Source organism: Bacteroides sp. AM16-13 (assembly GCF_003602705.1).
Taxonomy (GTDB): Bacteria; Bacteroidota; Bacteroidia; order Bacteroidales; family Bacteroidaceae; genus Bacteroides; species Bacteroides xylanisolvens.
Genome location: NZ_QTLK01000006.1, coordinates 246,817 through 260,697, shown reverse-complemented (window position 1 = coordinate 260,697; position 13,881 = coordinate 246,817). Strand labels below are relative to the sequence as shown.

Here is a 13,881-nt window from a genome sequence, read left to right as displayed (position 1 = left end):
CGCCGATGGTACTGCGTAACAGTGGGAGAGTAGGTAGCCGCCGTTTTTAGAGAAGCCCCTTGATTCAGCAGCGAATCAAGGGGCTTTCTGTTGTTTGGTACTTTGCAAAAAAAGTGTTATATTTGCGACCGACAATTATTTTATTAAACGTTTAAAGCAAATTTGAAAGGTATGAAAACTAAATTATTTTTGGCTGCTGTAGCAGTAACATTTTCTTTTGCAATGATGTCTTGTGCTGGTAACAAAACTACTAACGCTGCTTCTGAAGGTGAAGAAACAACCGTAGAAACTGTAGAAGCTGTTGTTGAATCTGATTCTTGCTGCCAGGCTAAAGATTCTTGTGCTACTGCTTGCGACAAAAAAGCAGATTGCGCAGAAAAGAAAGAATGTTGCGATAAGAAGTAATCTATTGATTTAGAACAATAAAGAAGAAGAGGGAGAGAATGCTGAAAAACATTCTGCTCCCTCTTTTCTTTTAATGAAATATAGACCTTTATTCGTGATACATTTTTGGTAAAAATCGGCTTTAACTTATGAAATGATATTTTTTTCGATAAAAAAGTAACGTATTATTTGGTGGTAAAGAAATAATCCATACCTTTGCACCGTCAAACTATAAAAGAGACAAGAAATGAACCAGATGTTTATACATATTCTACTATGCGGTATTATTATTCTACTATCAAAGGTTAGTGGAAGTGAGTGCTGCGCGTAAATGTGTATAAATGAAAATATACGAAAGCCTTTCTCACTTCCAAGTGTGAAAGGCTTTTTTTAATGCTAATAATTATATAATATACATTGAATATGGACAATAGGTTATTTATTTTTGATACCACTCTTAGAGATGGTGAACAGGTTCCGGGATGCCAGTTGAATACAGTAGAGAAGATTCAGGTAGCAAAGGCATTGGAAGCGTTGGGAGTAGACGTGATTGAAGCCGGATTCCCCATTTCGAGCCCGGGAGATTTTAATTCAGTGATTGAGATTTCAAAAGCGGTGACTTGGCCTACTATCTGTGCTTTGACACGTGCAGTTCAAAAAGATATTGATGTTGCTGTAGATGCACTGAAATTTGCTAAACATAAACGTATTCATACTGGTATCGGTACTTCTGATTCGCACATTAAATATAAATTCAATTCGAATCGTGAGGAGATTATCGAACGTGCGGTAGCTGCCGTGAAATACGCCCGCCGTTTTGTGGACGATGTAGAGTTTTATGCAGAAGACGCTGGCCGTACGGATAACGAATATTTGGCACGTGTGGTGGAAGCCGTTATCAAAGCGGGAGCTACCGTAGTGAATATTCCTGATACAACGGGTTATTGCTTGCCTTCAGAATATGGTGCTAAGATAAAATACCTGATCGACCATGTAGACGGCATCGATAATGCGATACTTTCTACTCACTGTCACAACGACTTGGGTATGGCTACTGCCAATACGATAGCCGGTGTTTTGAACGGCGCACGTCAGGTGGAAGTTACCATCAACGGTATCGGCGAACGTGCAGGAAATACTGCCCTCGAAGAAATCGCCATGATTATCAAGAGTCACCACGAAATAGATATTCAGACCAATATCAATACACAGAAGATTTATCCGACCAGCCGCATGGTATCCAGCCTGATGAATATGCCGGTACAGCCGAATAAAGCGATCGTTGGACGTAATGCTTTCGCACATTCTTCAGGTATCCATCAGGACGGTGTGTTGAAGAATGTACAGACGTATGAGATTATTGATCCGCATGATGTGGGTATTGATGATAACTCTATCGTATTGACAGCCCGTAGCGGACGTGCCGCATTGAAAAATCGTCTTTCTATCTTGGGAGTTGACCTGGAGCAGGAAAAGCTGGATAAGGTATATGATGAGTTCTTGAAGTTGGCTGATAAGAAAAAAGATATTAATGATGACGATATTTTAGTATTGGCAGGCGCAGACCGTAGCCAGAATCATCGCATCAAACTGGATTATTTGCAGGTGACGAGTGGTGTCGGCGTTCGTTCGGTAGCTAGTTTGGGATTGAACATTGCCGGTGAGAAGTTTGAGGCTTGTGCCAGCGGTAACGGTCCGGTAGATGCAGCTATCAAAGCATTGAAGAAGATTGTAGAACGCCACATGACTTTGAAAGAGTTTACTATTCAGGCTATCAGCAAGGGAAGTGATGATGTAGGTAAAGTACACATGCAGGTAGAATACGATAACCAGATTTATTATGGTTTTGGAGCTAATACAGATATTATTGCCGCTTCCGTAGAAGCTTATATTGACTGTATTAATAAATTCAAATCATAAAAAAGAGACTGACAGTCGTATCGGCATTGTAGAGATTGACTAAAATAGTAAATAGTAATTAGTAAAATAGTAAATAAACAGATGAATACATTATTTGATAAGATATGGGATGCCCACGTGGTGACTACTGTGGAAGATGGTCCTACACAGCTTTATATTGATCGCTTATATTGTCACGAAGTGACTAGTCCGCAAGCTTTTGCCGGATTGCGTGAACGTGGAATCGGAGTGTTGCGTCCGGAAAAGGTATTTTGTATGCCCGACCATAATACACCGACACACGATCAGGATAAGGAGATTGAAGATCCGATTTCTAAAACGCAGGTCGACACATTGACTAAGAATGCGAAGGATTTTGGTTTGACACACTACGGTATGATGCATCCGAAGAATGGAATTATCCATGTGGTAGGTCCCGAACGTGGTTTGACTTTGCCGGGAATGACGATTGTCTGCGGTGACTCTCACACTTCTACTCACGGTGCGATGGGAGCAATCGCTTTCGGTATCGGAACAAGTGAAGTGGAAATGGTATTGGCTTCGCAATGTATTCTTCAGTCAAGACCGAAAACAATGCGTATCACCGTAGACGGTGAACTGGGCAAAGGGGTGACTGCAAAAGATGTGGCTCTGTATATGATGTCCAAGATGACTACCAGCGGTGCTACCGGTTACTTCGTAGAATATGCAGGTTCGGCTATCCGCAATCTGACAATGGAGGGACGTCTTACCCTCTGTAACCTTTCTATCGAAATGGGTGCACGTGGTGGCATGGTTGCTCCGGACGAAGTGACTTTTGAATATATCAAGGGACGTGAAAGTGCTCCGCAAGGCGAAGCATGGGACAAGGCTTTGGCATATTGGAAGACATTGAAGAGTGATGACGATGCCGTATTCGACAAGGAAGTCCGTTTTGAAGCTGCTGATATTGAGCCGATGATTACATACGGAACGAATCCGGGTATGGGCATGGGCATCACACAGCACATTCCTACGATGGAAGGAATGAGCGAAGTAGCACAGGTTTCATTCAAGAAATCAATGGACTACATGGGCTTCCAACCGGGTGAATCTTTGTTGGGTAAAAAGATTGATTATGTATTCCTCGGAGCTTGTACAAACGGTCGTATCGAAGATTTCCGTGCATTTGCTTCCATCGTGAAAGGCCGCAAGAAAGCGGAAAATGTAATTGCATGGCTGGTTCCGGGTTCATGGATGGTAGATGCACAGATCCGTAAGGAAGGAATCGACAAGATTTTGACGGAAGCCGGATTTGCTATTCGTCAGCCGGGATGTTCTGCTTGTCTGGCGATGAACGATGATAAGATTCCTGCCGGAAAATATTCGGTATCTACCAGCAACCGTAACTTCGAAGGACGTCAGGGACCTGGTGCACGCACCTTGTTAGCTAGTCCTCTGGTGGCTGCTGCTGCGGCGGTGACAGGTGTGATTACCGATCCGAGAGAACTGATGTAATTTCAATCATAAATCATAATTTATAATTCATAAATAAGGCGATGGCTAAGACAAAATTTAATATAATCACAAGTACTTGTGTACCTCTTCCTTTAGAAAACGTAGATACCGACCAGATTATTCCGGCACGTTTCTTGAAAGCAACCACTCGTGAAGAGAAATTCTTCGGTGATAACCTTTTTCGTGACTGGCGTTACAATGCAGATGGTTCCCTGAACAAGGATTTTGTGTTGAACAACCCTACTTACAGCGGACAGATATTGGTGGCAGGTAAGAACTTCGGTTCGGGTTCCAGCCGTGAACACGCAGCCTGGGCAATTGCCGGCTATGGTTTCCGTGTGGTGGTATCCAGTTTTTTTGCCGATATTCATAAGAATAATGAGTTGAACAACTTTGTGCTTCCGGTGGTTGTAACCGAAGAGTTTCTGCAAGAATTGTTCGATTCGATAGAAGCAGACCCGAAGATGGAAGTGGAAGTGAATCTTCCCGAACAGACCATCACCAACAAGGCGACAGGTAAAAGTGAACATTTTGAAATCAATGCTTACAAGAAACTTTGTTTGATGAACGGATTGGATGATATCGATTTCTTGTTAAGCAATAAAGATAAAATAGAAGAATGGGAAAAGAAGGCGTGAAAATAGAAATCATGGACACAACGCTCCGTGATGGTGAACAAACCAGCGGAGTATCTTTCGTGCCTCATGAGAAACTAATGATCGCCCGTTTGCTGTTAGAAGATTTGAAGGTAGACCGGGTGGAGGTTGCTTCGGCGCGTGTGTCGGACGGTGAGTTTGAAGCCGTGAAGATGATTTGCGACTGGGCGGCCCGTCGTAATCTGCTCCATAAAGTGGAAGTGCTCGGCTTTGTTGACGGGCATACTTCTGTCGATTGGATTCAGCGTACCGGTTGCCGCGTGATTAATCTTCTTTGCAAAGGTTCACTGAAGCATTGTACGCAACAACTGAAAAAGACACCGGAAGAACATCTGGCAGATATCATTAATGTGGTGCATTATGCCGACGAACAGGATATAACCGTCAATGTTTATCTGGAAGATTGGAGTAACGGTATCAAGGATTCTCCCGAATATGTATTCCAGTTGATGGATGGATTGCAAGAGACGAGTGTCAAGCGTTATATGTTGCCTGACACGTTGGGTATCTTGAATCCCTTGCAAGTGATAGAGTATATGCGGAAGATGAAGAAACGTTATCCGAATACTCATCTCGATTTCCATGCGCACAATGACTATGATTTGGCAGTGAGCAACGTTCTTGCAGCCGTATTAAGCGGTGTCAAAGGACTGCATACCACCATCAACGGACTGGGCGAACGAGCAGGAAATGCTCCCCTCGCAAGTGTGCAAGCCATCCTGAAAGATCATTTCAATGCGGCGACCAATATCGACGAGAGCCGTTTGAATGATGTCAGCCGGGTAGTGGAGTCTTATTCGGGTATTATGATACCTGCCAATAAACCGATTGTAGGTGAGAATGTCTTTACACAAGTGGCAGGTGTGCATGCCGACGGCGATAACAAAAATAATCTTTACTGTAATGATTTGCTTCCCGAACGTTTTGGCCGCAAACGTGAATATGCGTTGGGCAAGACAAGCGGCAAAGCCAATATCCGCAAAAATCTCGAAGACCTCGGACTGGAGTTGGATGAAGATGCTATGCGCAAAGTGACGGAACGTATCATCGAACTGGGCGACAAGAAAGAATTGGTGACACAGGAAGATTTGCCGTACATTGTTTCTGATGTGTTGAAGCATGGATCAATAGGTGAGAAGGTCAAACTGAAGAGCTATTTTGTGAATCTGGCTCATGGCTTGAAACCGATGGCTACGTTGAAGATAGAAATCAACGGGAAAGAGTATGAAGAGAGTTCAAGTGGAGATGGTCAATATGATGCTTTTGTTCGTGCATTGCGTAAGATATATAAGGTGACATTGGGACGCAAATTCCCGATGCTGACCAATTATGCGGTGACAATCCCTCCCGGTGGGCGTACGGATGCATTTGTGCAGACAGTAATCACATGGAGTTATGACGAGCAGGTGTTCCGTACCCGTGGACTTGATGCCGATCAGACGGAAGCTGCCATCAAAGCTACTATGAAGATGTTGAACCTCATCGAAGATGAATACGAGAAGAGCAAGTGAGAGATAACTTGCCCAAAGAATGTTTTTTATAAGAATATATAAATAGAAGAATAAACGATTATGGATTTTAAAATTGCTGTATTAGCAGGCGACGGCATCGGACCGGAGATCTCTGTGCAAGGTGTAGATGTGATGAGTGCCGTTTGCGAGAAGTTTGGCCACAAAGTAAGTTACGAATATGCAATCTGTGGAGCTGATGCGATTGATAAAGTAGGCGATCCGTTTCCGGAAGCAACCTATCAGGTTTGTAAAGATGCGGATGCTGTTTTATTCTCTGCCGTAGGCGATCCGAAATTTGATAACGACCCTACTGCTAAAGTACGTCCGGAACAAGGTTTGTTGGCGATGCGTAAGAAATTGGGACTTTTCGCTAATATCCGTCCGGTGCAGACATTCAAATGCCTGATTCACAAATCTCCGTTGCGTGCGGAACTGGTAGAGAACGCAGATTTTATCTGTATCCGTGAGTTGACCGGAGGTATGTATTTCGGTGAAAAGTATCAGGATAATGACAAAGCGTATGATACCAACTATTATACTCGCCCGGAAATCGAACGTATCTTGAAAGTGGCTTTTGAATATGCGATGAAGCGCAGAAAACATCTGACGGTGGTAGATAAGGCAAACGTGTTGGCTTCTTCCCGTCTATGGCGTCAGATTGCACAGGAAATGGCTCCGAACTATCCGGAAGTGACAACAGATTATATGTTTGTGGACAATGCTGCAATGAAAATGATTCAGGAACCTGCTTTCTTCGATGTGATGGTAACGGAAAACACCTTCGGTGATATTCTGACTGACGAAGGTTCTGTAATCAGTGGTTCTATGGGCTTGCTTCCTTCTGCTTCCACAGGCGAGAGTACTCCGGTGTTTGAACCGATTCACGGTTCATGGCCGCAGGCTAAAGGATTGAATATTGCTAATCCGTTGGCACAAATTCTTTCCGTAGCTATGTTGTTTGAGTATTTCGATTGCAAAGAAGAGGGTGCGCTGATTCGTAAAGCAGTAGACGCTTCTTTGGATGAGAATGTACGTACACCGGAAATTCAGGTGGCTGACGGTGCTAAATACGGAACGAAAGAAGTAGGACAGTGGATTGTTGATTATATCAAGAAAGCTTGATATTCTACACCACAGATTACACCGATTCACACAGATTGCTGATGGAGCTGTATAACAGCCCTTTATAAATAATTTCACCCACGTTATAGCTATCTATAACGTGGGTGATTTTTAATATTCAGATTTTGTTTGATAACTCCACTTACTCTTCATTCTTTTTATGGAATATCTTTTTTATCATTTGAAATCTGTGTGAATCTGTGTAATCTGTGTAATCTGTGGTGAACCTTACCAGCTTTTAATTATGGAATATATAATGATACCGAGCATTGTCAGCAATCCTACATAAATAGTGACTGGCCATTGTTTTATATCTTTTCTCTTCGTACGGGTGGAAGGTTCCAAATAAATGGCTATTTTGTGAGCGATAGTACAGAATAGCCAACCGCCGAATCCTCCGATAATACCTCCTACGAGTAAATCACCGGGATAATGTACACCCAAGTATATACGTGTATAGCAGTTAAGAATTGCCCAAGTTACGATGAAAATACTTAGCCAACGTTTACGGAACAGAAATACTACAAACATGGCAAGCCCCAATGAATTGGCCGCATGGCACGATGGGAAACCATAACTTCCTCCACGATACCCGTTTACGATATATACCATATCCACAATAGGGTTGTCCGGATTGGCGGGACGCAGGCGTGCCACTACCGGGCGGATGATACTGCTGCACATTTGGTCGGCAAAGGTAATCGTGAGCGCGATAGCTGCCACATAACATACGACAACTTTCCAGTGGAAATTTCTTAATAATATATATAATATGGTGGCATACATGGGAACCCAGATTATTTTACCCGTGAAGGAACTCATGAAATAATCCCAGAAAGGGGAGTGTATACCATTGAAAGATAAGAAGATATTTGTATCTATCTCCGAAAGGAATTGCACGATTTCGCTATGTATCATCCGGCTTTATTGATCTATTTTTAACGTCGCAAATATACAATAAAGAATAGTAAATGTCCTATATTACCTTATAAATATTCCATATTTCTTAATGATTAGCGTTTGGCAAGATCATCGTAGAGCTTCTGTAAGAACGCTTTTCCTTTTTCCAGGTTAGCTCCTTTGGCGGTGCCTTCGTCCAGTTGCACGGTGTTGGCGTCCAGATTGTATACCAATTGGTTGTCCGCAGTAATCATTCCGAAATAATCCGGCCGGGTAAAGTATGCGAAATGAGGAGAGCCCGGATTCAGGATATTCTTGCTGAAAGTAAATTCATCGTGCGGTAATCCTAATTGAGCGAGCAAAGTGGCGGCAATGTCAATTTGCGAAGCATAGGTATCTACTACCAGAGGTTGTTTAATTGCACCTCCGATTAAAATCAGCGGAATGGTTTGTCCGTCCAGCGGATTTTCTATCGGGTATGGGTATGCACCCTGATGATCGGGAACGAGTACAAACAGTGTGTTTTTCCATAACGGTGTTTCCTGATACTGTTTCACGAAATCTCCCACACAACTGTCGGCATACGCAAAGGAGTTGAGGACTTTATCATCCAGCCTGTGGAACGGAACTTCGAATGGTTCGTGGCTGCTTGATGTCTGAACCAGTTTCAGGAATGGCTCTTCTTGTTTTTCTTCTTTCAGGTCTTTCATCAGGCGCTGGAACAAAACGTGATCTTGTGCTCCCCATTTTCCGGTACGTTCGGACAGAGGGAAATCTTTATCGGAAATAATCTTCTCGATACCGGAAGATACCAGGTAAGAGCGCATATTGGTGAAATCGGCATCTCCTCCATAGTAATATTCGAGGCTGTATCCTGCATTTTTCAAGCTACGGGGGATGGAAGGAAGTTTGTCCGTCTTTTCGGGATATTTCATGATGCTGGTGCTCGGCTGTCCGGGATATCCGCTGATGATAGATGCCAGTCCGCGGTCTGTGCGGAAACTGCTGCCGTAGAAGTTGCTGAATAATACGCCTTCTTTTGCGAATTTATCCATGTTGACAGCCACATTGGGTTGTCCTCCGAAAGTTTCCATCAAGTGTGTGGAGAAACTCTCAAGGATAATGAAAATAATGTTCGGGCGTTGTGTATTCAATAATTGGGGGATGCTGTCGGTTACTGCGACGGGTTTGTCTACCATCTCTGCAAATAATTCGTCGGCTATTTTCGGGTCCATGAAGCGATACTGCTTATCGAAATTATTCTGATGGGTGGCAGAATACATGAAGCTGAATGCCGGATTAATGGCTGCATGATTCATGCGTTGGTCCTGACTGAAATACACCTTGCTTAAATTCATGGTGGATACGCTGAATCCGCCCCGGATAGGGATGAAGAGTGCCGCTGTCAGCAAAAGCAGTGCAAGCGATACATTCTGGCGTCGATAAGGTATTTTCAGAGGCTTTTTCTCCCGGATAAGGACACAATAGAAAATACAGTATAGAATTGCTGCATAGATCAATATAGCCAGAATTCCAAGTAGTACGAACCAAAAACTGACACTTGCCATGGCATCTTTGGGAGAAGAGAAAAAATAGAAAATAGGAGTGGCGTCCAGACGGAATCCCCAAAAGCCATACAATCCCAGGTCGATGATAAAAATGCAGGCCATGACAAAGGCTATTACTCCGAAATATCCTTGCCGGATGCGGCGGAGTATGGATGAATTTGTCCAGGCGGAAGCAATGAGCAGGATTCCGGGGATAGCGGTCAGGTAGCCCGCAAGAGATAAATCCAGTGGTAATCCGTGCCACATGACGCGGAAATAGTCACCCAAAGATACATTAGTATATAAGTCATGGTAGTAAACCATGAAGATTGGTTTCTGAAGAACGAATAAAAGAACAAATAAAAAATAGGTCGTGAGAAATTGTATAATTCTCTTTTTCATATATGTAAACTTAAAAAGATTGAACGGATACAAAGTTACTATACTTTTCCTTATCTTTCTCATGATGTGATGTAAAACATACCTTTTTTTCCATATCTTTGTCGTGTCTGTGACAAAAATGAAGTAATAAGATGGCAAAGATTGCAAAGAAACTAACAGATTTAGTGGGGAATACCCCTTTGATGGAACTTTCCGGTTATAGTGGAAAGTATGGTCTGGAACAAAATATTATTGCCAAACTGGAGGCTTTTAATCCGGCGGGAAGTGTAAAAGACAGAGTCGCTCTTTCGATGATTGAAGATGCGGAAGCTCGTGGAGCATTGAAACCCGGTGCAACGATTATTGAGCCGACAAGCGGAAATACAGGTGTAGGGTTGGCAATGGTGGCTACTATTAAAGGGTATCACCTAATATTGACCATGCCCGAAACGATGAGTCTGGAACGGCGGAATCTGTTGAAAGCGTTGGGTGCGCAGATTGTATTGACAGATGGGCTGGGAGGGATGGCAGCTTCCATTGCCAAAGCGCAGGAGTTGCGTGATAGTATCCCCGGTTCGGTGATTTTGCAACAATTTGAGAATCCGGCCAATGCTGCTGTTCATGAACGGGCAACGGGTGAAGAAATTTGGAGGGATACAGATGGTGAAGTGGCCGTTTTTGTAGCCGGAGTTGGTACCGGAGGAACAGTCTGCGGGGTAGCCCGTGCTTTGAAGAAACATAATCCGAATATTTATATTGTTGCTGTGGAACCGGCATCATCTCCTGTGTTGGCAGGCGGAGAGGCGGCTTCGCATCGTATTCAAGGTATTGGAGCGAATTTTATCCCGAAGCTTTATGATGCTTCGGTGGTGGATGAAGTAATAGGCGTGCCAGATGATGACGCGATTCGTGCAGGACGTGAGTTAGCGGCAACAGAAGGTCTGTTGGCGGGTATTTCTTCGGGAGCAGCTGTGTATGCCGCCCGTCAACTGTCACAACGTCCGGAATTTAAGAACAAAAAAATAGTAGCGTTGTTACCTGATACGGGAGAGCGTTATTTGTCGACCGAACTGTTTGCTTTTGACGCATATCCATTGGATTAATTCATTCACTATAAAAAGACCTGAACCATGGTAAGAATAATTATAGTTTTGCTTTTTTGTTTTCCGGCTGTTACCTTTGCGCAAACCTATCAGCAATTGTCCGAGAGAGCCATTGAGTGTATCGAAAAAGACAGTCTTCCCCAGGCAGAGGAACTTTTGCTTCAGGCTTTGAAGTTGGAACCGAAAAACGCAAAGAATGCACTGCTTTTTTCTAACTTGGGATTGGTTCAGCGTCGTTTGGGCGAGTTTGATAAAGCATTGGAATCTTATTCTTTTGCACTGAACTTTGCTCCTTTGGCAGTCCCTATTTTGCTCGACCGTGCCGCCATTTATATGGAAATGGGAAAAACAGACCGTGCTTATACGGATTATTGCCAGGTGTTGGACGAGGACAAACAGAACAAAGAAGCTCTGTTGATGCGTGCTTATATTTATGTGCTCCGCCGCGATTATCCGGCTGCGAGAATAGATTATAATCGTTTATTGGAACTCGATCCGCAGAGCTATAGCGGACGGCTGGGACTGGCTACTTTGGAGCAGAAAGAAGGAAAATTCCGGGAAGCTCTTGAGATATTGAATAAGATGCTTGCGGCCACTCCTGAAGATGCGACGCTCTATATTGCCCGTGCCGATGTGGAACGTGAGATGAAACATGAAGATTTGGCATTGGTCGATTTGGAGGAAGCCATCCGGTTGGATGCTGCCTCGGCTGATGCTTATCTGTTGCGTGGAAATATCTACCTGGCACAGAAGAAGAAAGGACTGGCAAAAGCTGACTTTGAAAAAGCTATTTCATTGGGAGTGCCTCCGGCTGATTTGCACGAGCAATTGCGGCAATGCAAGTGAAGTTATTAATAAGCCAACTATATCTTTCCGGTTTACATAAGTGAGCGCCTTTTGCTATGGACATTAGTTCGTTCCACAGTTGTTTCCCTTTAGTTCTACCTATGTGGAACTAAAGGGAAACAACTGTGGAACGGAAAGATAACCCTAGTGGAACGAATAATCATTAGTCAGGTGACTCGTTAATATATACTATTCAAGAATTTCTTTTATTCTACGAACTGTCTAATCAGATTTACGAAATCCTTTCCATATTTCTTTTTCTTGTGTTCGCCGATACCACTGATTTCTCCAAACTCTTCGATGGTGGTGGGACGTGAGATGCAAAGCAGATGCAACACTTTGTCTGACAAGACGATATAGGCGGGCAAAGCTTCCTGATCGGCAAGTTGTTTTCTTAATCCTCGCAATGCTTCGAACAAATCTTGGCTTTCGCCGCCTGCCGCGCCGAAGGGGAGTTCTTTGGCGATAACCACTTTTTTCTTTTTTCCTTTTCGGGTAACTGCTTCCTCATGCTGGATAACTACCAATGCCGCTTGTGTCCTTCCGAAGAGAACATCACTTCCGCTTGACGTTATTTTGAGATGATTATTCTCATTATAAGCTATTTCAAAGTAGCCGAGTTGCAGCATTTGAAGCAGATAGTCTTGCCAGTCACGAGGAGGAATGTCGCGTCCGGCACCGAACGTTTTAAGTTCCTGATACCCTTTTCCGGTTACTTCCGCAGAATAGTTTCCACGAAGAATATCAATCAACACTCCTGTGCTGATTTGTTGTTCTGTGCGTGCGATGGCACTTAATGCTTTTTGCACGATGACTGTACCGTCGAATCGTTGAGGGGGATTTTTACAAACATCGCAGTTACCGCAATCCTCTGTTGTTGTTTCTCCGAAGTAGCTTAATAAGATTCTTCGTCGGCAAATATCGGCCTCTGCGTATTGCTGCATACGTTGGAGCTTTTCCAGATTGATATTTTGCTGATTACTTTCCGAAGCGAATTTAGTTAGTAATATTAAGTCGCCTAATGAATAAAACAGGACAGTATTGCTGGGAAGCCCGTCACGTCCGGCACGTCCTATTTCCTGATAAAAGCTTTCTATACTTTTAGGCAGGTTATAATGTATCACCCAGCGGACATTTGATTTATCAATCCCCATTCCAAAAGCAATGGTGGCACATACCACTTGTATGCGGTCGTTAATAAAATCATTCTGTGTTTCGTCCCGGTGTTGAGTGGATAACCCGGCGTGATAAACACCGCAGCGGATACCCTGCTTCTGTAACATCTGTGCGACGGTTTCCGTCTTACTTCGACTCATGCAGTAAATAATCCCGCTTTCTTCCCCGTGGCGGTGGATAAATTCTAAGATAGCCTTGTTCTTTTCCTTCGCTTGAAATCCACGTTTCACAGTCAGGCTGATGTTGGGACGGTCGAACGAGGAAATGAAGGTACGCGGATGGTTCAGATGCAATTGCCGTACGATGTCTTCACGCGTGATTTTATCCGCGGTGGCAGTTAGTGCGACAATTGGTATTTGCGGAAATTGTTGGTGGAGCACTCCCATTTGTGTGTATTCCGGACGGAAATCATGTCCCCATTGCGAAATACAATGAGCTTCATCAATAGCAAACAGAGAGATGTTCATATCCCGCAACAAATAGTCCTTTTCAGCTAAAAGTTTTTCCGGTGAAATGTAAAGCAGCTTCAGGCGACCTTCAATGCATGCGCGGCGCAGATTAGCGTTTTCTGTTTCGTCATTACTGCTGTTCAGCGCTCCGGCAGCGATGCCGTTTGCCAGCAATGCTTCTACCTGATCTTTCATCAATGAGATGAGGGGAGAAACGACAACGGCAGTACCTTCGCAAAGCAGTGCGGGAAGTTGGTAACAGATTGATTTCCCCCCACCAGTGGGCATTAATACCAATGCATCCTGTTTGTTCAGGATGTGTCGGATGATTTCTTCTTGCAGAGGACGGAAATTATCGTACCCGAAATATGTCTTTAAAGTCTCTCTCATTGATGCTGATTTATCCATGC

At 43.7% G+C, this 13,881-nt stretch carries 11 protein-coding genes; 8 read left to right on the top strand and 3 right to left on the bottom strand.

Annotation, left to right across the window (positions count from 1 at the left end; all coding sequences use genetic code 11):
• Positions 1-171 precede the first annotated feature (171 nt).
• The 6 genes from DW173_RS06965 (at position 172) to leuB (ending at position 7,069) form a co-directional block, all read left to right on the top strand.
• The gene (locus tag DW173_RS06965) at positions 172-405 is read left to right on the top strand and encodes a hypothetical protein (RefSeq protein WP_004311794.1); all 234 of its coding nucleotides are present in this window, start codon (positions 172-174) and stop codon (positions 403-405) included.
• 402 nt (positions 406-807) lie between these two features.
• Positions 808-2,304, top strand: coding sequence for a 2-isopropylmalate synthase (locus tag DW173_RS06960; RefSeq protein WP_004315472.1), 1,497 nt, complete (start codon positions 808-810; stop codon positions 2,302-2,304).
• 81 nt (positions 2,305-2,385) lie between these two features.
• Positions 2,386-3,780: a 3-isopropylmalate dehydratase large subunit gene (leuC, locus tag DW173_RS06955; protein WP_120144126.1), complete on the top strand. Its 1,395-nt coding sequence runs from the start codon at positions 2,386-2,388 to the stop codon at positions 3,778-3,780.
• 41 nt (positions 3,781-3,821) lie between these two features.
• Entirely contained in the window at positions 3,822-4,418 is a 597-nt protein-coding gene (gene leuD / locus DW173_RS06950) for a 3-isopropylmalate dehydratase small subunit (RefSeq protein WP_004307192.1), read from the top strand.
• Positions 4,400-5,947, top strand: coding sequence for an alpha-isopropylmalate synthase regulatory domain-containing protein (locus tag DW173_RS06945; protein ID WP_167509162.1), 1,548 nt, complete (start codon positions 4,400-4,402; stop codon positions 5,945-5,947). The genes leuD and DW173_RS06945 overlap by 19 nt, the downstream gene beginning before the upstream one ends.
• A gap of 60 nt (positions 5,948-6,007) precedes the next feature.
• Complete coding sequence (gene leuB / locus DW173_RS06940; protein WP_004311790.1) at positions 6,008-7,069, top strand: 3-isopropylmalate dehydrogenase; 1,062 nt, start codon at positions 6,008-6,010, stop codon at positions 7,067-7,069.
• 228 nt (positions 7,070-7,297) lie between these two features.
• Here leuB and DW173_RS06935 read toward each other — a convergent pair whose 3' ends face one another.
• Both DW173_RS06935 and DW173_RS06930 read right to left on the bottom strand, forming a co-directional pair.
• Positions 7,298-7,987, bottom strand: coding sequence for a phosphatase PAP2 family protein (locus tag DW173_RS06935; RefSeq protein WP_009039272.1), 690 nt, complete (start codon positions 7,985-7,987; stop codon positions 7,298-7,300).
• 95 nt (positions 7,988-8,082) lie between these two features.
• Complete coding sequence (locus DW173_RS06930; RefSeq protein WP_008025860.1) at positions 8,083-9,918, bottom strand: LTA synthase family protein; 1,836 nt, start codon at positions 9,916-9,918, stop codon at positions 8,083-8,085.
• A 131-nt stretch (positions 9,919-10,049) separates the two neighbouring features.
• Here DW173_RS06930 and cysK point away from each other — a divergent pair, with 131 nt between their 5' ends.
• Complete coding sequence (gene cysK, locus DW173_RS06925; RefSeq protein ID WP_009039274.1) at positions 10,050-11,000, top strand: cysteine synthase A; 951 nt, start codon at positions 10,050-10,052, stop codon at positions 10,998-11,000.
• A gap of 27 nt (positions 11,001-11,027) precedes the next feature.
• Entirely contained in the window at positions 11,028-11,846 is an 819-nt protein-coding gene (locus DW173_RS06920; protein ID WP_009039275.1) for a tetratricopeptide repeat protein, read from the top strand.
• 206 nt (positions 11,847-12,052) lie between these two features.
• Here the strand turns inward: DW173_RS06920 and recQ are convergent, their stop codons facing one another.
• Positions 12,053-13,861, bottom strand: a complete 1,809-nt coding sequence (gene recQ, locus DW173_RS06915) for a DNA helicase RecQ (protein WP_008025863.1) — start codon at positions 13,859-13,861, stop codon at positions 12,053-12,055.
• Positions 13,862-13,881 lie beyond the last annotated feature (20 nt).

Bases quoted from the DNA above. Each gene is read 5' to 3' on its own strand.
- DW173_RS06965 (WP_004311794.1), top strand. From the start codon at position 172: ATGAAAACTAAATTATTTTTGGCTGCTGTAGCAGTAACATTTTCTTTT.
- DW173_RS06960 (WP_004315472.1), top strand. From the start codon at position 808: ATGGACAATAGGTTATTTATTTTTGATACCACTCTTAGAGATGGTGAA.
- leuC (WP_120144126.1), top strand. From the start codon at position 2,386: ATGAATACATTATTTGATAAGATATGGGATGCCCACGTGGTGACTACT.
- leuD (WP_004307192.1), top strand. From the start codon at position 3,822: ATGGCTAAGACAAAATTTAATATAATCACAAGTACTTGTGTACCTCTT.
- DW173_RS06945 (WP_167509162.1), top strand. From the start codon at position 4,400: ATGGGAAAAGAAGGCGTGAAAATAGAAATCATGGACACAACGCTCCGT.
- leuB (WP_004311790.1), top strand. From the start codon at position 6,008: ATGGATTTTAAAATTGCTGTATTAGCAGGCGACGGCATCGGACCGGAG.
- DW173_RS06935 (WP_009039272.1), bottom strand. From the start codon at position 7,987: ATGATACATAGCGAAATCGTGCAATTCCTTTCGGAGATAGATACAAAT.
- DW173_RS06930 (WP_008025860.1), bottom strand. From the start codon at position 9,918: ATGAAAAAGAGAATTATACAATTTCTCACGACCTATTTTTTATTTGTT.
- cysK (WP_009039274.1), top strand. From the start codon at position 10,050: ATGGCAAAGATTGCAAAGAAACTAACAGATTTAGTGGGGAATACCCCT.
- DW173_RS06920 (WP_009039275.1), top strand. From the start codon at position 11,028: ATGGTAAGAATAATTATAGTTTTGCTTTTTTGTTTTCCGGCTGTTACC.
- recQ (WP_008025863.1), bottom strand. From the start codon at position 13,861: ATGAGAGAGACTTTAAAGACATATTTCGGGTACGATAATTTCCGTCCT.